15 protein-coding genes are annotated in these 19531 nt (G+C 59.6%); 9 read left to right on the top strand and 6 right to left on the bottom strand.

Annotated features, from left to right (window positions below; genetic code table 11):
- Position 1: 1 nt before the first annotated feature.
- From EDF81_RS08215 to EDF81_RS08200, 4 genes are all read right to left on the bottom strand, one after another.
- Positions 2-988 carry an ABC transporter permease gene (locus EDF81_RS08215; protein ID WP_123347581.1) on the bottom strand — a complete coding sequence of 329 codons (987 nt, stop codon included), beginning with the start codon at positions 986-988 and terminating at the stop codon, positions 2-4.
- Positions 981-2489 carry a sugar ABC transporter ATP-binding protein gene (locus EDF81_RS08210; RefSeq protein WP_123347580.1) on the bottom strand — a complete coding sequence of 503 codons (1509 nt, stop codon included), beginning with the start codon at positions 2487-2489 and terminating at the stop codon, positions 981-983. The genes EDF81_RS08215 and EDF81_RS08210 overlap by 8 nt, the downstream gene beginning before the upstream one ends.
- 103 nt (positions 2490-2592) lie before the next feature.
- Positions 2593-3579: an autoinducer 2 ABC transporter substrate-binding protein gene (locus tag EDF81_RS08205; RefSeq protein ID WP_123347579.1), complete on the bottom strand. Its 987-nt coding sequence runs from the start codon at positions 3577-3579 to the stop codon at positions 2593-2595.
- Between the two features lie 335 nt (positions 3580-3914).
- A complete protein-coding gene (locus tag EDF81_RS08200; protein ID WP_123347578.1) occupies positions 3915-4802 on the bottom strand; it encodes a nickel/cobalt efflux protein RcnA in 888 nt (295 codons plus the stop codon).
- A 141-nt stretch (positions 4803-4943) separates the two neighbouring features.
- Here EDF81_RS08200 and rcnR point away from each other — a divergent pair, with 141 nt between their 5' ends.
- Positions 4944-5216, top strand: a complete 273-nt coding sequence (rcnR, locus tag EDF81_RS08195) for a Ni(II)/Co(II)-binding transcriptional repressor RcnR (protein ID WP_123347577.1) — start codon at positions 4944-4946, stop codon at positions 5214-5216.
- Here rcnR and EDF81_RS08190 read toward each other — a convergent pair.
- Entirely contained in the window at positions 5213-6406 is a 1194-nt protein-coding gene (locus EDF81_RS08190) for an ROK family transcriptional regulator (RefSeq protein WP_123347576.1), read from the bottom strand. The genes rcnR and EDF81_RS08190 overlap by 4 nt on opposite strands.
- 117 nt (positions 6407-6523) lie before the next feature.
- On the opposite strand from EDF81_RS08190, the gene EDF81_RS08185 reads away from it, so the two are divergent.
- The 8 genes from EDF81_RS08185 (at position 6524) to EDF81_RS08150 (ending at position 18204) form a co-directional block, all read left to right on the top strand.
- Positions 6524-9805 carry a DUF5107 domain-containing protein gene (locus EDF81_RS08185; protein ID WP_123347575.1) on the top strand — a complete coding sequence of 1094 codons (3282 nt, stop codon included), beginning with the start codon at positions 6524-6526 and terminating at the stop codon, positions 9803-9805.
- Positions 9806-9895: 90 nt separating this feature from the next.
- On the top strand, positions 9896-10879 hold the full coding sequence (locus EDF81_RS08180; RefSeq protein WP_123347574.1) for a substrate-binding domain-containing protein: 984 nt from the start codon (positions 9896-9898) through the stop codon (positions 10877-10879).
- A 33-nt stretch (positions 10880-10912) separates the two neighbouring features.
- On the top strand, positions 10913-12424 hold the full coding sequence (locus tag EDF81_RS08175; protein ID WP_123347706.1) for a sugar ABC transporter ATP-binding protein: 1512 nt from the start codon (positions 10913-10915) through the stop codon (positions 12422-12424).
- A gap of 26 nt (positions 12425-12450) precedes the next feature.
- Positions 12451-13449, top strand: a complete 999-nt coding sequence (locus EDF81_RS08170) for an ABC transporter permease (protein WP_123347573.1) — start codon at positions 12451-12453, stop codon at positions 13447-13449.
- A gap of 66 nt (positions 13450-13515) precedes the next feature.
- Positions 13516-14577, top strand: coding sequence for a zinc-binding dehydrogenase (locus tag EDF81_RS08165; protein WP_123347572.1), 1062 nt, complete (start codon positions 13516-13518; stop codon positions 14575-14577).
- Between the two features lie 11 nt (positions 14578-14588).
- A complete protein-coding gene (locus tag EDF81_RS08160; RefSeq protein WP_123347571.1) occupies positions 14589-15512 on the top strand; it encodes an aldose 1-epimerase in 924 nt (307 codons plus the stop codon).
- A complete protein-coding gene (locus EDF81_RS08155; RefSeq protein WP_123347570.1) occupies positions 15505-16920 on the top strand; it encodes a sugar porter family MFS transporter in 1416 nt (471 codons plus the stop codon). The genes EDF81_RS08160 and EDF81_RS08155 overlap by 8 nt, the downstream gene beginning before the upstream one ends.
- A gap of 138 nt (positions 16921-17058) precedes the next feature.
- Positions 17059-18204 carry a 3-phenylpropionate MFS transporter gene (locus EDF81_RS08150; protein ID WP_123347569.1) on the top strand — a complete coding sequence of 382 codons (1146 nt, stop codon included), beginning with the start codon at positions 17059-17061 and terminating at the stop codon, positions 18202-18204.
- Here EDF81_RS08150 and csiE read toward each other — a convergent pair.
- Positions 18201-19478 (bottom strand): stationary phase inducible protein CsiE, encoded by a 1278-nt coding sequence (csiE, locus tag EDF81_RS08145; protein ID WP_123347568.1) that lies wholly within the window; start codon positions 19476-19478, stop codon positions 18201-18203. The genes EDF81_RS08150 and csiE overlap by 4 nt on opposite strands.
- Positions 19479-19531 lie beyond the last annotated feature (53 nt).

The raw sequence follows: 19531 nt of genomic DNA, 5'->3' as shown, positions 1-19531 counted from the left end.
CTCAAACCTCTCTCGCAAGTTTGCGTTTTTCATTCCAGGCCGTGGCGCTGATGCTGACCAGGATAATGGCGCCGCTAAAGACGGTGTGCCAGTAGGAGGAGACGCCAAGCAGCGTCAGGCCATTCTGCAAAAAGGCCAGCAGGATCACCCCGAGCAGCGTGCCGGTAAGCGTGCCGCGTCCGCCGCTCATGCTGGTGCCGCCAAGGACCACCGCCGCCAGCACGGTCAGCTCAAAACCAAGCAGCGAGTTGGGGGCCACGGACTGGGTGATCTGCGCCTGCACCACGGCGGCGATACCGGCGAGGATGCCCATATAGCCATAGACGTAAAAATGCAGCTTCGGCAGGTTCAACCCGAGCCGTGAGGCCGCGTCGCGATTGCCGCCCATGGCGTAAACCTGGCGGCCAAGGCGGGTGAAATTCATCAGCACGGCGGTAAAGAGAATGACGGCCGCCAGGCAGAGCAGGGGAAGCGTCAGCCCGTAGTCATAACCGTCGGCGGCGGTGAAGGAGAACCAGTTGATGCCATTCATAAACCAGTCCGGAAAACCGTACAGCCAGGTGCCTTTGGTGGTGTAGACCAGCAGCCCGTAATAGAGGTTTAACGTGGCGATAGTGATAATAATCGCCGGGACCCGCAGCCAGTAGACCAGGAAGCCGTTAATCAGTCCCAGCAGAAGTCCGACGGCAATGGCGATAAGCAGCGCCAGCGCAAAGTTGCCGCCGTGGGCGAGGGTCCAGCTTGCCATGGCGTACTGGGCGATGGCGGTCATCGCCGGGAACGAAATGTCGATCCCGCCGGAAATCAGCACCACAAAGAGCCCGCAGGCGAGAATGCCGAGAATGGCGTAGCTGGTGGCGACATCCGTCAAATTGCCGAGCGAGAGAAACTCCTCGGTGCTGACGCTCAGGCCGACAGCGAGAGCGACCACCAGCAGCCCAAGCCAGAACTCATGTTGCCCGACCAGGTGGGCGATACGGTTATTCATGGATTACCTCGACCACGTCAGCAATCTCCTCTTCGCGGCAGCGATGAGGATTAAATTCAGCCACCAGCCTGCCGCGACGCATGACCAGCACGCGGTGACTGTTGTAGTAGGCTTCCGGGATTTCGTCGCAAATCATCAGCACCGCCATCCCCTGTTCCGCCAAATCGCGGGCAATCTGGTAGATCCCCTCTTTGTTGGCAATATCGACGCCGACGGTTGGCGAATCGAGGATAAGAATGCGCGGATGGGTGGCGACCCATTTGGCGATGGCTATCCTCTGGGCATTGCCGCCGGAGAGCGTTTTAACCGGCAGCTGTGGGTCGGAGACTTTGATATTCAGCCCGCGAATCAGATCGTCTACCAGCGTCCGGGCCTTACGGTGATCGAGCAGGCCGCCTCGCGTGTGGAGCTTGTCAAAAACCGTCACGATGGTGTTGTCGTAAATCGACTGCTCCATGATCAGTCCCTGAGTCAGGCGATCTTCCGAGACATAGCCGATCCCGTGTTTGATAGCGTCGTGGTTACTGCGCAGCTTGACCGGTTTGCCGTTGATCCAGATTTCGCCGCTTTCGGGCTGGGTCATTCCGAACAGGCTCAGACAGAGTTCGGTGCGTCCCGCGCCCAGCAGGCCGACGATTGAGACAATCTCGCCGCTGCGCAGGGACAGGTTAATATCCTGGTACTTATCTTTGCGACTTAAATGGCGTACCTCCAGCATCGGTTCCTGCTCGACGGGCGGCTTCTCCGGCAGGGGACTGTAGTGAAAGCGCTGTCCGGTCATCAGGAAAGCCAGCTCGTGGCTGTCGAGTTCGCTTGCGGGGAAGGTGCCGACCAGCTTGCCGTCACGCATGACGCTAATCCGATCCGCCACCTCCATCACCTCATCAAGGCGGTGGCTGACGAACACCACGCAAATTCCGGCGGCTTTTAATTCGTTAACCACCCGTAGCAGGCCGTTCACCTCCTGACGGGTCAGAGACGCGGTGGGTTCATCCATGATCACCAGCCGGGCGTCGGCGGCGATGGCGCGGCAAATCGCCACCAGCTGGCGGTCGGCAATCGACAGCTTTTCGACTTTCTTATCCGGGTCTATCGTTACGCCGATACGCTTCATTGCCGCCAGCGCCTGCTGTTGCATCGCGCCACGCCGCACCCAGATATCACCGCCCGGCAGATAGCGGTTGACGGCGATATTCTCCGTGACGCTGAAGTTGGGGAACAAAGAGAGATCCTGGTAAATCACCTGGATACCGTAGTGGGCGGAAAGCGAGGGCGTCAGGTGATGGAACAGTTTGCCGTCGAGCAGGATCTGCGCCCCTTTTTCCGGCTGATAAACCCCGGAGATCACTTTGATAATGGTGCTTTTACCGCAGCCGTTCTGTCCCGCCAGACAGTGAACTTCGCCTTTTTTCAGGGTCAGGTTCACCTTATCCAGCGCCCGCACGCCCGGGAATTGCTTGCTGATATTCTCAAGAGTGATAAATGCGGTGGTGTCTGTCATCGACAATACCCCTGCGAGCGCCCGTACGGGCGCTGAGTGTTAATCGGTTCGGTAGCGCCGGCCAGACGGCCGGCGTTGGGTTCCCTGGTGGTGGCTGAAAGCCTCAGAACCCGAGTGACTGCGCGTTATCTTTGGTGACTTCGAGGATCTTATTAAAGCGGATCACTTTCTTATCCATGTCGACATCGGCTTTTCCTAAGCCATCGAGGGTCAGGTCGGGTGTGACCTCTTTGCCCTGCAAGAGCTGGTCGGCAACCGTCACCAGCGCGTATCCCGCGTCTTTCGGATCCCACAGCAGGGCTTTTTTGATATCGCCCCGCATCAGATAAGGTGCAGCCTGTCCTGGCATGGCGATCCCGACCACGGCAATTTTATCTTTGGCGCGTTTCTTCTGAACGGCCTGACCGGCACCAATCGGGCCGAGCGACCCGAAGCCAATAATCCCTTTCATCTGCGGATACGTTTTCATCAAATCCAGGGTGGTGGAGTACGATTTATCGATGCTTTCCGCCACCGGCAGACGCGAGGTGACTTCAAACATCTCCGGATACTTCTCTTTCTGGTACTTAATGGCGTAATCGGCCCAGGCGTTATGCAGCGGCACGGTCAGCGAGCCGACGTAAATGGCATAGCCGCCTTTTCCGCCCATACTTTTCGCCAGCTCGTCGACGTTGGCCTGCGCGTATTTTTCGCTGTCGATGGTTTCGATATCCCACTGGCCGATCTGCTGATCCGGGGATTCGTGCGTCAGCACCACGATGCCTTTGTCGCGGGCTTTTTTCAGCACCGGCTCCAGCACTTTGGCGTCGTTCGGCACCACGATAATGGCGTTAACGTTTTTGGCGATCAGATCCTCAATCACCTTGACCTGCTGGGCAGGATCGGGCGTCGAAGGGCCGGTCTGATACGCATTCACATCGAGTTTCTTCGCCGCGTCGTTAACGCCGGTCTCCATACGGTTAAACCACGGAATACCGGTGACCTTAGCGACTACGGCAATGTCGTATTTTTTTTCCGCCGCAGCGGACGTACCGGACAACATGCAGGCAGAAACCAGGGCTGCGCTGAGTAATGCGAGTTTGAATTTCATCGTTGTACCTTTTTTGAGGGCCGGAGCATGTCACGGCCTGAGGTTAGCAACGAAGGGAAGAGGGAATGAATCACAGATCGGCTAAATGTGATGGCTAACCGTTATTGTAAAATATTGGATCTAATTTGGTTATCAAATAGTTAAAAACATAATATCACCCCAGTACCAGGGCGGTTTTAAATGTTAAAAAAGGATGGAGGGTAAACATTTAATTAACATTTGTGTATCATTTACATCGACAGGACGTGAATTCAGCCCGTTTTAATCCGCCCGCGAAGGCGGAAAATAACCGAATTTGTGAACTGAAACGAGACAGGAAATAACGCCCTGCGTATTTACCGCAGTCCCGCGTACCCATGGATCGCCATATACACGCCGACGATAGCGATCAGGGCGCTGGAGAGATAAGGCGCTTTGCCAATCAGGCGGTTTAGCCCCGACCAGCGCTTTGTGGCCTGGCGCAGGCTAATCGCCGCCCCGACGCCCACCGCCACCAGGGTTAACGCCAGCCCGATACTGAAACTCACCACCAGGGTTGCGCCCAGCGACAGCGCCTTAAGCTGGATACAGATCAGCAGCACGGTAATGGCCGCAGGGCAGGGGATAAGCCCGCCGGTCAGGCCGAAGAGAATGATTTGCGTGTTGCTGACGTCGTTACGACTAAAGCGGCGCTCAATATCTTTTGCATGGGCTCTGGCATGTGCATCCTGATACTCCTTCGAATCCGGCAGCAGCCCGGCCAGCTCAGGATGATGATCCTGCTGATGGGCCTGCATCACCATTGGCCTCGGGGCCAGCGTGGCGGTGCCGTCGATACGGGCTATCGTGGTAAACGCTTTTGGAGCAGGTGGATGGCTGTGCTGCTGCTCATCCAGCCAGCTTTTTTCCCCGCGCCACGTCCGCCAGAACATCCAGGCTGCGGTTGTCAGAATAATGACCGCGGAGATCATCTGTAGCCACGGCTCAACGGCCTCGGCGGTAAACCGACGGCTGACGTACATGCCGCCCAGCGCGATCAGCCAGACGATGGCGGTGTGGCTGACGGTTGCCGCCAGTCCCAGCATCACCGCCTGCCTGACCGTTCCTTTGATAGCGATAATAAACGCCGCCATCATGGTTTTAGAGTGTCCCGGCTCAAGGCCATGCAGGGCACCGAGCAGAATCGCGCTCGGGATAAAGAACCAGGCATTTCCCTGCTGTAAGAGCGTTGAAAAGTCGTTCATGAGAAGCATTCTCGATCGTTTTTTGTGCGCTTAAATCTACTCCCCCCCAGTAAAAAATACTACCCCCCAGTAGAATTATCTTCTCCCTGGTGAATGCATGGTATGCTGTCGCCCAGCTCACAACGGCAGTTTGAGGTTTGTATGTCGCATACCATTCGCGATAAGCGGAAACTAAAAGCGCGGGCCAGTAAGATCGAAGGTCAGGTCGCGGCGTTGAAGAAAATGCTCGATGCGCCCCATGAATGTGCGGAAGTTTTGCAGCAGATCGCCGCAATTCGCGGCGCGGTCAACGGTCTGATGCGGGAAGTGATTAAGGGCCATTTGACCGATCATATCGTGCATGAAAACGACGAGGTCAAACGCGAAGAGGATCTGCAGGTGGTGCTTAGCGTGCTGGACTCCTATATCCGCTAGCCCGATGCCTCAAGCTGTGCTTCAACGTATAAATAGCCAATCCCCATAATTTGCTGGGATCGGCTCAGCTGCCCCAGTCCAATCTGGGTTGCCCGACTACGGGAGCACTCTCCCTGGTCGAAGGGGTTAAGCCCGGTCTGTCTGACGATGCTGGCAAGCCAGGGTTCACCAAACGCGCAGCTGCGACCGTAAAGCCAAATCTGATTAATATTCAAAATATTCAAAAAGTTATACAGGCTCAGCCCGATGGCATTCGCGGCATTCTCGACCCAGGCATTGATGCGGATATCGCCCTGTTGCCAGGCCGCAATAAGCTGGTCCGAAGTCAGGGTTTCCGGGTCAAGGCCCGCAGAGGGCTGCAGTTTCAGCCAGGTCCGCGCCTGTTTCTTTAGCGCGCTCAACGAGGCCAGCGTTTCCAGACAGCCGTAGCGCCCGCAGTCGCAGGCCGCCCCATCCGGATTAACAATGGTATGGCCTATCTGGCCGCTGCCGTACAGGCTCCCGCGATAGATTTGATCGTTGATGACGAAGGAAGAACCGATCCCGTAGTCGACGTTAATCACGCAAAAATCGCGGCCGCGGGCGTCGTTTTGCCACTTCTCCGCCAGGGCCAGCATCACGCAGTCGTTATCCACCTTCACGCGGATCCCCAGCCTCTCTTCCAGCAGATATTTTACCTCGACCGGCGTTGTCCAGGGCGCCTGGGGCATGGTTTGCGACACCCCGGTAACCGGATCGACCTGCCCGTGGATCGCCAGCGCAAGATTGATGGTTCGCCCCGGCCACAGCCTGCGGTGGCGATGCCAGCACTGTTCAATCTCCGCCAGCAGCGCCTGCGGATCGGGGGCGCTAATGGCAAACCGTTCGAATTCGCCTTTGGGGCTCAGGCAGGCGTTCGCCAGCTGGCATTCGATGCTGGTGGGCGTGACGTTAACGCACAGCGTCCAGTCGCCATCCGGGGCAATAAGCCAGATGCCGCTGCTGTGGCCGCGCGTTTGTTTTTCATCTTCGACATTGAGCACCCGCTTCTCGCGCTCCAGTTCATCGAGGATGTTACTGACCGCCGGGATCGAGATCTGCGCCAGCCGCGCCAGGGTCGATTTATTGGCACGCTTATGTCGGTAGAGAAGTTCGAGGATCACGCATTTGTTATAGCGGCGAATCTGCTGATTGTTGATACAGGCTCTCATGTCACTAAACCTTGTTTACTTTATTGCGTGATTATTGTGCGAAAACAGTGCCAGATTGTTCATTAAACTGCCATCAATCTTTTCATTCAGTATGTCTTGTTAATATTGAGGGCGATTATGGATCCAGTAAAAGTTTGGCAGGAAAGCATCAGTATCCCGACCTATGAAACCGGGCCGCAGGATATTCATCCCATGTTTCTGGAAAATCGTGTCTATCAGGGATCGTCCGGCGCGGTCTATCCCTACGGCGTAACGGATACGCTTAGCGAGCAGAAAACACTGCGGCAGTGGCAGGCGGTCTGGCTGGAAAATGACTACATCAAAGTGATGATCCTGCCGGAGCTGGGCGGGCGCGTGCATCGGGCGTGGGACAAAGTTAAACAGCGCGATTTTGTCTATCACAATGAGGTGATCAAACCCGCCCTGGTGGGGCTGCTGGGGCCGTGGATCTCCGGCGGGATTGAGTTCAACTGGCCGCAGCACCACCGTCCGACCACCTTTATGCCGGTGGACTTTACCATTGAAGCCCATGACGACGGATCACAAACTCTGTGGGTTGGGGAAACCGAACCCATGCACGGACTGCAGGTGATGACCGGCTTTACCCTGCGCCCGGATCGCGCCGCGCTGGAAATCGGCAGCCGTGTTTATAACGGTAATCCCACCCCGCGCCACTTCCTGTGGTGGGCCAACCCGGCGGTGAAGGGCGGGGATGGGCACCAGAGCGTCTTCCCGCCTGACGTCACCGCCGTATTCGATCACGGAAAACGTGCGGTCTCCGCGTTTCCCATCGCCACCGGTACCTACTACAAAGTGGACTACTCCGCCGGGGTGGATATCTCCCGCTATCAAAACGTGCCGGTACCGACGTCCTATATGGCGGAGAAATCGGCCTACGATTTTGTCGGCGCCTGGTGCCATGACGAAGATGGCGGCCTGCTGCACGTCGCCAACCACCATATCGCGCCGGGGAAAAAACAGTGGAGCTGGGGCTACAGTGAATTTGGCCAGGCCTGGGATAAAAATCTCACCGATGAAAACGGGCCTTATATTGAGCTGATGACCGGGATTTTTGCCGACAACCAGCCAGACTTCACCTGGCTTGATGCCTGGGAAGAGAAACGCTTTGAGCAATATTTCCTGCCGTATCACTCGCTGGGCATGGTGCAGAACGCCTCCCGCGATGCGGTGATCAAACTGCAGCGCTCTGATGAGGGGATCGCGTGGGGCCTCTACGCCATTGCGCCACTGGTCGGCCACCGGCTGGCGATCCGCGAAGCCGGTAACCCGCAGGCGCTGCTTGATAAGGCAATTTCCCTGACCCCGGCTACCGCGATACAGGACGTGCTGAAAGGGCGCGATCCGGCAAGGATGACCATCGAACTGTCGGATGCCAGCGGCAATATTGTGCTCTGCTATCAGGAGCACCAGCCTGAGGCGGTTCCGCTTCCTGAGGTGGCGAAAGCGCCGCTGGCGGCCGCAGAGATCGCCAGCGCCGATGAAGCCTGGTTTATCGGCCAGCACCTGGAGCAGTATCACCACGCCAGCCGTTCCCCGTTTGACTACTACCTGCGCGGCGTGGCGCTGGACCCGCTCGACTACCGCTGCAACCTCTCCCTGGCGATGCTCGAATACAATCGTGCCGACTACGACCGTGCCGTGAGCTATGCAACCGGGGCGCTGAAGCGCGCCCACGGCCTGAATAAAAACCCACAGTGCGGCCAGGCGAGTCTGATCCGCGCCAGCGCGTATGAACGGCTGGAAAAATGGCAGGATGCCGAAGAGGATTTCTGGCGGGCGGTCTGGAGCGGTAACAGCAAAGCCGGGGGGTATTACGGCCTGGCGCGTCTTTGCGCCCGTCGCGGCGACCCTGAAGCCGGGCTGGATTTTTGCCGTCAGAGCCTGCTCGCCTGCACGACAAATCAGGAGGTGCTGTGCCTGCAAAACCTGCTTCTGCTGCTGAGCGGACGCGAGGAGAATGCCCGTCTGCAGCGGGAAACGCTGCTGCGCGACTATCCCCTGAACCCGACCTTATGGTGGCTGGACTGGTTTGCCGAGCGTAGCGAGGCCAGCCTGACCCGGTGGCGGGAGATGTGCCGTGGCCGCGACGTTAACGCGCTGCTCACCGCCGGACAGCTTATCAACTGGGGGATGCCGTCCCTGGCGGCGGAGATGCTGGCGGCGCTCGACTGCCCGCGCACCCTGCCGCGCTATCTGCAGGCCAGCCTGCTGCCGCAGGCGGCGCGCGGCGCGCTGGTTGAGCAGGCGCGGGAAGCCTTCCCGGCGTTTGTCCGCTTCCCCAATACGCTCGACGAAGTGGCCGCCCTGGAAAGTATTGCGGAGTGCGGGTTCGCCCGGCATCTGCTGGCCTGCTTCTTCTATAACAAACGCAGCTATGAAAAAGCGACCGCCCTGTGGCAGAGCTGCGTTGAGATGATGCCGGAGTTTGCCGACGGCTGGCGAGGTCTGGCGATCCACGCCTGGAACAAAGAGCACGACGCCGGGCTGGCCGCCCGTTACCTGGATACCGCCTGCCGCCTTGCGCCGCAGGATGCCCGTCTGCTGTTCGAGCGCGATCTGCTGGATAAACTGACCGGTGCCGCGCCGGAAACACGGCTTGCCCGGCTTGAGGCCAGCCTCGACTGCGCCCTGAAGCGCGACGATATGACCGCTGAACTGCTGGATCTCTGGCATCTGGCCGGCGAGACGGAGAAAGCGGCGCAGTGCCTGGCAACGCGTAAGTTCCATCCGTGGGAAGGCGGCGAAGGGAAAGTCACCGGCCAGTACATCCTTAACCAGCTCCTGCGTGCCTGGCAGCAGATTGCACGGAAGCAGCCGCAGGCGGCGGCAGAGCAGCTCCATGCGGCTCTGCGCTATCCCGACAACCTGAGCGAAGGGCGTCTACCGGGGCAGACGGATAACGATATCTGGTTCTGGCTCGCCGTTTGTGCCCGCGAGCAGGGCGATTCGACGGAGGCCACGCGCTGTCTGCGGCAGGCGGCAACGGGTGACCGGACCATCAATATCCACAGCTACTACAACGATCAGCCGGTGGATTATCTCTTCTGGCAGGGGATGGCGCTGAAGATGCTCGGCGAGCAGCAGGCGTCGACTCAGCTGTTCACGGAGATGAAACAGTGGGCGCAGCAGATGGCGAAAAGCCACATCGACGCGGACTTCTTCGCCGTCTCCAGGCCGGACCTGCTCTCACTCTATGCCGATCTGCAACAGCAGCACAAAGAGAAATGCCTGACGGTAGAGGCGCTGGCCGCCGCAGGGCTGGGCGATATCGACGGGTATGAAAACGCCTGCGCCGCGCTGGACGGGATTAATCCGGCATGGCCGAAGGCCGCGCTGTTCCGTCAGGTGATGCCCTTTGTGCTTCCCCTTGTTCACTAACGTTCCTTAACCGTCATCTTTGAGCGGCCTGACCGGCCGCTCCGTTTCAGAGGCCTGGCGTATGTCGCAATAACCTTACAGGAGGCACCTATGTGCACAACCACCAGAACGTCCTTACGTTCGCTCTTCTTCTTCACGCTGTTGAGTTTGTCCTTTTCCGGCTTCGCCGCCGGGAAGCAGATGACGATTGGCGCTATTTATCTCGATACCCAGGGCTACTACGCGGGCGTGCGGCAGGGCGTGCAGGATGCGGCAAAAACGTCCGATGTGCAGGTGCAGCTGATCGAAACCAACGCCCAGGGGGATATCTCCAGAGAGAGCACCTTCGTGGATACCCTCGTGGCGCGTAACGTCGACGCCATTATCCTTTCCGCCGTCTCTGAAAACGGCAGCAGCCGCACGGTGCGTCGTGCCAGCGAGGCCGGTATTCCGGTGATTTGCTACAACACCTGCATTAACCAGAAAGGCGTCGATAAATATGTCGCGGCCTATCTTGTGGGCGACCCGCTGGAGTTTGGCAAAAAGCTCGGCAACGCCGCCGCCGACTATTTTATCGCCAGCAACATCGCGGAGCCGAAAATCGCCGTTATTAACTGTGAAGCCTTCGAGGTGTGCGTCCAGCGACGGAAAGGCTTTGAGGCGGCGCTGACGGCCCGGGTGCCGGGGGCGAAAATCGTCGCTAACCAAGAAGGCACGGTGCTGGATAAAGCCATTTCCGTCGGTGAAAAGCTGATTATTTCTACGCCCGGCCTGAACGCCATTATGGGCGAATCGGGTGGCGCGACCCTGGGGGCGGTGAAAGCGGTACGTAACCAGAATCAGGCGGGAAACATTGCCGTCTTTGGGTCAGATATGACCACCGAAATTGCCCAGGAGCTGGCTAACAATCAGGTACTGAAAGCGGTAGTGGATATTTCCGGTAAAAAAATGGGCGATGCCGTTTTTGCGCACACCCTTGGCGTTATCGAGAAAAAGCCGCTGACGGAGAAGGTGATTCAGGTGCCTGTCGATCTCTATACCCAAACCGAAGATGGCAAACAGTGGCTGGCAACGCATGTTGATGGTCTGCCTTAACTCTCTTGATGAATCGCTGAGGTTCCCGTGTCCATAACAAGGCAAACAGAGGCTGTGCCGGTCGCAAAAGTGGTGGGCGGCAATAAACGTTATCCCGGCGTGGTGGCGCTGGATAACGTCAACTTCACCCTTAACAGAGGCGAGGTGCGTGCCCTGCTCGGCAAAAACGGGGCCGGTAAATCGACCCTGATTCGGATGCTGACCGGCAGCGAGCGCCCGGACAGCGGTGATATCTGGCTGGGTGAGACGCGGCTGGAGGGCGATGAGGCCACGCTGACCCGCCGCGCCGCCGAACTGGGCGTGCGGGCGGTGTATCAGGAGCTCAGCCTGGTGGAAGGGCTGAGCGTGGCGGAGAACCTCTGCCTCGGGCAGTGGCCGCGCCGCGGCGGCATGGTGGATTACGCCCGGATGAAACAGGAGGCGCAGCAGAGCCTGCAGCGCCTCGGGGTCGATATCGATCCCGACATGCCGGTCGCCGACCTGAGTCCGGCGCAAAAGCAGCTGGTGGAGATTGCGCGGGTGATGAAGGGCGAGCCGAAGGTGGTGATCCTCGACGAGCCCACCAGCTCGCTGGCCAGTGCGGAAGTGGATCGGGTGATTAACGCGGTGAAGAGCATGTCCGCGCTGGGCGTGGCGGTGATCTACGTCAGCCACCGGATGGAGGAGATCCGCCGCATCGCCTCCTGCGCCACCATTATGCGCGACGGTCAGGTGGCGGGCGACGTGATGCTGGAGAGCACCACCACTCTCCATATCGTCTCTCTGATGCTCGGCCGCGAACACGCGGATAGCGCTCCGGTCGCCTCCGCCGCCATTCACGGCGAGCCGGTACTGGAGGTGAAAGGCCTGCAGCAGGCGCCGAAGCTCAGGGACATCTCTTTTAGCCTGCGCCGTGGCGAGGTGCTCGGTATTGCCGGACTGCTGGGCGCGGGGCGCAGCGAGCTGCTGAAAGCCCTTGTCGGGCTGGAGCCTTTTGAGCGCGGAGAGATCCTGCTCAACGGCGAGGCCATCCGACGGCCCGACTATGCCGACATGCTCCGGCGCGGCATTGGCTATACCCCGGAAAACCGCAAAGAGGCCGGGATCATCCCCTGGCTTGGCGTGGATGAAAACACCGTCCTGACCAACCGCAGCAAAGTCAGCGTGCGCGGCCTGCTGCAGTGGGAAAGGATCCGCCAGGTCACGGAGGCGATGATGCAGAGGATGACGGTGAAAGCCGCCAGCGCTGAAACGGCTATCGGGACGCTCTCCGGCGGCAATCAGCAAAAAGTGGTGATCGGCCGCTGGGTGTACGCCGCCAGCCAGATCTTACTGCTTGATGAGCCAACGCGGGGCGTGGATATCGAAGCGAAACAGCAAATTTACCGCATCGTGCGCGAACTGGCTGCCGAGGGGAAAAGCGTGGTGTTTATCTCCAGCGAAGTGGAAGAGCTGCCGCTGGTCTGCGATCGCATTCTGCTGCTCCAGCACGGCACCTTCACCGGGGAGTATCAGGCTCCCGTCAGCGTGGATGCGCTGATGTCCGCCATCCTGTCCGCGCACTGATGAAACGTATACCGAGGAGTTCAACGATGTCAGCGTCGTCATTACCGCTGCCGCAAGGCAAGAACGCATCGCTCAGGCAGTTTTTCAGCCGCCACATTAACGAGATTGGCCTGCTGGTGGTGATCGCCATCCTGTATCTGGTGTTTTCGCTTAACGCACCGGGCTTTATCTCTCTCAATAACCAAATGAACGTCCTGCGCGACGCCGCCACGATCGGGATCGCCGCCTGGGCCATGACGCTGATTATCATCTCCGGCGAAATCGACGTCAGCGTCGGGCCAATGGTGGCCTTTGTCTCCGTGTGCCTCGCGTTTTTACTCCAGTATCAGGTGCCGCTCGGCGTTGCCTGCCTGCTGGTGCTGCTGCTCGGGGCACTGATGGGGACGCTCGCCGGGGTGCTGCGCGGCGTGTTTAACGTGCCGAGCTTTGTCGCCACCCTCGGGCTGTGGAGCGCCCTGCGCGGAATGGGGCTGTTTATGACCAATGCGCTGCCGGTGCCGATTGACGAAAGCGAAGTGCTGGACTGGCTCGGCGGGCAGTTTCTCGGCGTGCCGGTCTCGGCGCTGATCATGATGCTGCTCTTCGCGCTGTTTGTCTTTATCAGCCGCAAAACGGCCTTTGGCCGCTCGGTCTTTGCCGTGGGCGGCAACGCCACCGCTGCACAGCTGTGCGGTATTAACGTCCGCCGGGTGCGCATTCTGATCTTTACCCTCTCGGGGCTGCTTGCCGCCGTTACTGGCATTTTACTGGCCGCGCGTCTCGGCTCCGGCAACGCCGGGGCGGCAAACGGCCTGGAGTTTGACGTCATCGCCGCCGTGGTGGTGGGTGGCACGGCGCTTTCCGGCGGCCGGGGTTCGCTGTTCGGCACGCTGCTGGGCGTGCTGGTGATTACCCTTATCGGCAACGGACTGGTGCTGCTGGGGATTAACTCCTTTTTCCAGCAGGTGGTGCGCGGCGTCATTATCGTGGCGGCGGTGCTGGCAAATATCCTGCTGACGCAGCGTAGCGGTAAAGCAAAACGCTGAACGATTCCGACCCCTGACGCACGGGCGGCAGGGGTGAAAATTCATCGTAGTGATAATGAGGGACTTATGAAAACTATGCTGGCTGCTTATTTACCGGGTAACTCCACCGTCGATCTGCGCGAAGTACCGGTGCCAACGCCGGGGATTAATCAGGTGCTGATCAAAATGAAATCCTCCGGCATTTGCGGAAGCGATGTGCATTACATCTACCATCAACACCGTGCGACGGCGGCTGCGCCGGACAAGCCGCTGTATCAGGGATTTATCAACGGCCATGAACCCTGCGGCCAGATTGTGGCAAAAGGGCAGGGGTGTCGCCATTTCAGCGAGGGGGATCGGGTGCTGGTGTACCACATCTCCGGGTGCGGCTTCTGTGCAAACTGCCGCCGTGGATTTCCCATCTCCTGTACCGGAGAGGGCAAAGCCGCCTACGGCTGGCAGCGCGACGGCGGCCATGCGGAATACCTGCTGGCGGAAGAAAAAGATCTGATCCGCCTCCCGGACGCGCTCAGCTATGAGGACGGGGCGTTTATCAGCTGCGGCGTCGGAACCGCCTATGAGGGCATCCTGCGCGGGGAGGTTTCCGGGAGTGATAACGTGCTGGTGGTCGGGCTGGGACCGGTCGGCATGATGGCGATGATGCTGGCGCGTGGACGCGGGGCGAAGCGGGTGATCGGCGTGGATATGCTGCCGGATCGTCTGGCGATGGCAAAACAGCTTGGCGTGATGGACACCGGGTATCTTGCCACCACCGAACGCCTGCCGGAGCTTATCGCGGAGATCACCCGCGGCGGGGCGGACGTGGCGCTGGACTGCTCCGGCAACGCCGCCGGACGCCTGCTGGCGCTGCAGTCTACCGCCGACTGGGGGCGCGTGGTCTATATCGGGGAAACCGGCAAAGTGGAGTTTGAAGTGAGCGCCGACCTGATGCACCACCAGCGGCGGATCATCGGCTCCTGGGTGACCAGTCTCTTCCATATGGAAAAATGCGCCCACGATTTAACCGACTGGAAACTCTGGCCGCACAGCGCCATTACCCACCGTTTTTCGCTGGCGCAGGCGGGGGAAGCTTACGGGCTGATGGCGAGCGGGAAATGCGGCAAAGTCGTGATTAATTTCCCGGATTAAGGAGGCGAAGGATGGCACTTTTTACCTTAACCCACGGCGACCTGCGTCTTGAGGTTTCCGACCAGGGCGGCGTGATAGAAGGCTTCTGGCGACAGGAAACGCCGCTGCTGCGCCCCGGTAAGAAAACCGGTATTGCCACCGATGCGTCCTGTTTTCCGCTGGTGCCGTTTGGCAATCGGGTCAGCGGCAACCGCTTTGTCTGGCAGGCGCAGGAGTATCATCTTGCGCCGAACGTGGCCTGGGATGAGCACTATCTGCACGGCGACGGCTGGCTCGGGGAGTGGCAGTGCGAATCGCAGACGGATGACGCCCTGACCCTGGCGTATCAGCAGCAGGACGGGGTTTATCGCTATCGGGCAACCCAGGGTTTTCATCTCACCGCAGAGTCGTTGGTGATGACGCTCTCGGTCACCAATCACGGCGCGGAAACCCTGCCGTTCGGGCTGGGCTGGCACCCGTTTTTCCCGCTGGCACCGCAAACGACCGTGCAGGCGAAGGCGAGCGGCTACTGGCTGGAGCGGGAACAGTGGCTGGCAGGGGCGTTCAGCGAACGCTTTGCTGACGGGCTGGATTTCAGTCATCCCGCACCGCTGCCGCGTCGCTGGCTTAACAACGGCTTTGCGGGCTGGGACGGCGTCGCCCATATTGCGCAGCCGCAGGCGGGTTACCGACTCACGATGGAAACCGATCCGCCCGCACCCTGTTACTTTCTCTTTGTCTCCGATCCCGCCTTCGACGAGGGTTACGCGTTTGAGTTCTTCTGTCTGGAGCCGATGAGCCACGCCCCGGACGATCATCATCGTCCTCACGGGGGCGATCTGACCGCGCTGGCACCGGGCGAGTCCACCTCGCTGAGTATGACGCTCAGAGTCAGTGAACTTCCTGAAGTTGGTTTTTCTTATGCAGTCGCCAGAAGGATGAAAGGGAATGGATAACACACAGACAGGATTAAAAATGGGCTACGTCTGGACGATTTGTCTGGTTGCAGCCTGCGGAGGCTTGTTATTTGGCTATGACTGGGTGGTGATTGGCGGTGCGAAGCCGTTTTACGAGGCTTACTTCTCGATTACCGACCCGGCGCAGTCCGGGTGGGCCATGAGTTCCGCCCTGGTGGGGTGCGTTTTTGGCGCGCTGGTATCGGGATGGTGCGCGGATAAATATGGCCGCAAAATGCCGCTGCTCCTTGCCGCGCTTCTGTTCGCGCTCTCCAGCTGGGGAGCCGCCGTCGCCAGTAGCTTCGATATGTTTGTTATTTTCCGCATCGTCGGCGGGGTGGGTATTGGTCTGGCCTCGGCGCTCAGCCCGCTGTATATCGCGGAAGTGAGCCCGGCGGAAAAGCGCGGGCGTTTCGTCGCCGTGAATCAGCTGACCATCGTGGTCGGCGTGCTGGCGGCGCAACTGATTAATCTGCTGATTGCCGAGCCGGTCGCGCCGGGCGCAACGCAGCAGGCTATCCTTGAGAGCTGGAACGGCCAGACGGGCTGGCGCTGGATGTTTGGCGCAGGTCTGGTGCCCGCGCTGGCCTTCCTACTGCTGCTTTTTCTGGTCCCCGAATCTCCGCGCTGGCTGGTGAAGGCCGGGCGTTCGGACGATGCCTGTAAAATGCTCCGGCGCATTGGCTCTGAGACGTATGCGGCGCAGACCCTGAGCGATATTGAACGCACCCTGCTGAAGGATACGCAAAAAGTGGCCTTCTCTACGCTGCTTGAGCCGCAGGTCAGGCCGATCATTATCATTGGTATGGTGCTGGCAATTTTCCAGCAGTGGTGCGGGATTAACGTCATCTTCAACTATGCCCAGGAGATTTTTGCCTCCGCCGGATTTGATATTAACGGCACCCTGAAATCGATTGTCGCTACCGGCATCATCAACCTGGTCTTTACCCTTGCCGCGCTGCCGCTGGTGGACAGGATCGGCCGCCGTAAGTTAATGCTGATGGGCGCGTCGGGCCTGACGGTGATTTACGTGTTGATTGCCAGCGCCTATGCGCTGGGGGTCATGGGATGGCCGGTTCTGCTGCTGGTGCTGGCGGCGATTGCCATCTATGCGCTGACCCTGGCCCCGGTCACCTGGGTGCTGCTGGCGGAGATTTTCCCCAATCGGGTGCGCGGGCTGGCGATGTCGGTGGGCACGGTGGCGCTGTGGGTGGCCTGCTTCCTGCTGACCTATACCTTCCCGCTGCTTAACGCCGGGCTTGGGGCGGCGGGCAGTTTCCTGCTCTACGGGATTATCTGCGCCCTGGGCACGCTCTTTATTCTGCGCAACGTACCGGAGACCAAAGGCGTCACCCTGGAGGCGCTGGAAGAGCAGCTGGCCGGTCGAACGGTGAGGCCACGGCTCTAGAGTGGTAACCTGCCGTAGACGCGGTGTACGGCAGGTTAGTCCATTAAATGTTAAATAAAAGTTAATAAGCATTTGGTAATTCGCTTGCGCTCCTCCCGCTTTCTCGCCAGACTATCGCCTCCAAAACGGGAGGGATTCATGGTCTTGCACTCCACGCGCTGGCTGGCGCTCAGTTACTTCACCTACTTTTTTAGCTACGGTATCTTTCTTCCTTTCTGGAGCGTCTGGTTGGATGGCGTTGGCCTGACGCCGGAAACCATCGGTATCGTACTGGGTGCCGGGCTGGTGGCCCGTTTCCTCGGCAGTCTGCTGATTGCGCCGAGGGTCAGCGATCCCTCCCGACTGATTTCTGCCCTGCGGATCCTGGCCCTGCTGACGCTGGTCTTTGTGCTGGCGTTTCATGCCGGAAGCCACGTGGCCTGGCTGCTGGTGGTCATGGTGGGGTTCAATCTCTTCTTCTCGCCGCTGGTGCCGCTGACGGATGCGCTGGCCGGAACCTGGCAAAAACAGATCTCAATGGACTATGGCCGGGTGCGGCTGTGGGGCTCGATTGCCTTTGTGATCGGCTCGGCCCTGACCGGCAAGCTGGTCAATATGTTCGATTACCGTGCGGTCCTGCTGCTGCTGAGTCTCGGCGTGGCGTCCATGCTGCTGGGAATGCTGCTGCGGCCTTCGGTTATGCCGCAGGGCGAAAGTCGTCAGCAGGATGCGCCGGGCTGGTCCGCGTGGCGCAAGCTTATCGTGCAGAACTGGCGCTTCCTGGCCTGCGTCTCTCTGCTGCAGGGCGCGCACGCCGCCTACTACGGTTTCAGCGCCATCTACTGGCAGGGCGCGGGCTACTCCTCATCGGCGGTCGGCTATCTCTGGTCGCTGGGCGTGGTGGCGGAAGTGGTGATCTTTGCCCTGAGCAATAAGCTGTTCCGCCGCTTTAGCGCCAGCGATCTGCTGCTGCTGTCGGCGGTGTGTGGCGTGGTGCGCTGGGGATTGATGGCCTGGACCACGGAACTGCCGTGGCTGATCGTGGCCCAGATCCTCCACTGCGGCACCTTCACCGTCTGCCACCTGGCCGCGATGCGCTACATCTCCGCGCGGCAGAGTGGGGAAGTGATTCGTCTGCAGGCGGTCTATTCCGCCATCGCCATGGGCGGCAGTATTGCGGTGATGACGGTCTTTGCCGGCTTCCTGTACCAGCATTTGCAGCAGGGCGTTTTCTGGGTGATGGCGCTGGTGGCGCTGCCCGCTCTGCTCCTGCGCCCTGGCGTGGCGGCGCAGGCGCGGGACTAAGATTCCAGCATGGTGCGGATATGCCGACACTGGTTGGTGCTCAGCGAAGGCTGAGCGTGGATCAGCGGCGGCGAGAACAGCGGCAGCGGGGTGGTGTAGGGCGTGACGATCAGCGCCACCTCTTTCGGCGCGCCGTGCTGCTGAAAATCCGCCAGCGGCAGATACTTAATATTGAGCGGCAGCAGGGTCAGCTCCCGCAGCTGCTGCTCAAGCGCCTGCTCCCGCCGGGGATCGTTGGCGGTCAGCAGCAGGACCTGTTTTTCCTGTAAATCCTTTTCCTGCATCAGCCAGGCACCGAAGATCACCGCCACCAGGCCGATCTCCTCCTCGCTGAATTGCAAACCCCAGGTACATTCAAAATCGTGGAAGGCTTCGCGGGTGGTGCGCATCAGCCGGGGATAGAGCCGTCCCACTTCTTCCGTCAGACTGTTATCAATGCCAATCCCAAACAGGCTGCGGTCCAGCGCCTGGGCCAGATGAATATAGAGTCGGTCAATCAGGCCCTGCTCATCGTTAAAGCGTAAACCCGCCGACTCGCGGAAGCGGGAAATCATCGCCGTAATGGCCCGGCGCAGGCGGTGGTCGTGCTGCTGGTCATCGCGCAGCGGATCGGGAATTCTCAGCAGAATAAACAGCAGGGCCAGGAAAAGGTGCTCGTTGTCGTGGGGCGGCTGGACAACCCGACGCTGCCAGTGGCGCACAATCTCCTGCACTGCCGGATACTCCATCCGGGTTTGCGTCCACTGGCGCTGGGCCGGGTTAAACTCCGGCGTGATCCCCATCTGATGCTGGAGCAGACAGTACTGCAGATAGAGACGCAGAAATTCAATATCCCGCCAGGCGAACTGCCGCTGCAGGCGACGGCCGCAGAGATTCACCAGCGCCTGGAGATTGGTATCGTCATACAGGGTGCGGGCCAGCCCCCGCTGTTTCAGCTGGGTTTTAAGAGCGGGCGTAAAATGATGGCTAATAAACTGCGGGCACAGACGCAGGGCCCGACGCAGCCAGTGCATCAGGCACAGGCGCCGATCCAGCGGCGTGCCTTCAATCCGGTAGCTGCCGTCCTGCTGCAGGGCGATGGTTAACTGATGATAACGCTGGATCTCCGTGCCGGTCTCGGCTATATCTTGCCGGGCGACAGCGTCATCCACGCCGTTCAGTTCGCTAATCAACGCGGTGGTAATGGCTTGCTCCGGCAGATAGAGCATCAGCAGCACCTGGCAGCGGCGCTGTGGACTGGAAAGCAGAGATGGCGGTTGGTCAATGATCGTCATCTGTTATTAGTTCCAGTTAGGGTGTCTAATCAAGGATAGCGAAAGGTGGCTAT

Origin of the sequence: Enterobacter sp. BIGb0383, from assembly GCF_003751845.1 — a bacterium.
Lineage (GTDB): Bacteria > Pseudomonadota > Gammaproteobacteria > Enterobacterales > Enterobacteriaceae > BIGb0383.
This window is presented reverse-complemented; position numbering and strand designations above follow the sequence as displayed.

What these genes read in the sequence shown, in the direction of transcription:
- EDF81_RS08215 (WP_123347581.1), bottom strand. Translation starts at nt 988, where the DNA reads ATGAATAACCGTATCGCCCACCTGGTCGGGCAACATGAGTTCTGGCTT.
- EDF81_RS08210 (WP_123347580.1), bottom strand. Translation starts at nt 2,489, where the DNA reads ATGACAGACACCACCGCATTTATCACTCTTGAGAATATCAGCAAGCAA.
- csiE (WP_123347568.1), bottom strand. Translation starts at nt 19,478, where the DNA reads ATGACGATCATTGACCAACCGCCATCTCTGCTTTCCAGTCCACAGCGC.
- EDF81_RS08170 (WP_123347573.1), top strand. Translation starts at nt 12,451, where the DNA reads ATGTCAGCGTCGTCATTACCGCTGCCGCAAGGCAAGAACGCATCGCTC.
- EDF81_RS08155 (WP_123347570.1), top strand. Translation starts at nt 15,505, where the DNA reads ATGGATAACACACAGACAGGATTAAAAATGGGCTACGTCTGGACGATT.
- EDF81_RS08165 (WP_123347572.1), top strand. Translation starts at nt 13,516, where the DNA reads ATGAAAACTATGCTGGCTGCTTATTTACCGGGTAACTCCACCGTCGAT.
- rcnR (WP_123347577.1), top strand. Translation starts at nt 4,944, where the DNA reads ATGTCGCATACCATTCGCGATAAGCGGAAACTAAAAGCGCGGGCCAGT.
- EDF81_RS08200 (WP_123347578.1), bottom strand. Translation starts at nt 4,802, where the DNA reads ATGAACGACTTTTCAACGCTCTTACAGCAGGGAAATGCCTGGTTCTTT.
- EDF81_RS08205 (WP_123347579.1), bottom strand. Translation starts at nt 3,579, where the DNA reads ATGAAATTCAAACTCGCATTACTCAGCGCAGCCCTGGTTTCTGCCTGC.
- EDF81_RS08180 (WP_123347574.1), top strand. Translation starts at nt 9,896, where the DNA reads ATGTGCACAACCACCAGAACGTCCTTACGTTCGCTCTTCTTCTTCACG.
- EDF81_RS08185 (WP_123347575.1), top strand. Translation starts at nt 6,524, where the DNA reads ATGGATCCAGTAAAAGTTTGGCAGGAAAGCATCAGTATCCCGACCTAT.
- EDF81_RS08150 (WP_123347569.1), top strand. Translation starts at nt 17,059, where the DNA reads ATGGTCTTGCACTCCACGCGCTGGCTGGCGCTCAGTTACTTCACCTAC.
- EDF81_RS08160 (WP_123347571.1), top strand. Translation starts at nt 14,589, where the DNA reads ATGGCACTTTTTACCTTAACCCACGGCGACCTGCGTCTTGAGGTTTCC.
- EDF81_RS08190 (WP_123347576.1), bottom strand. Translation starts at nt 6,406, where the DNA reads ATGAGAGCCTGTATCAACAATCAGCAGATTCGCCGCTATAACAAATGC.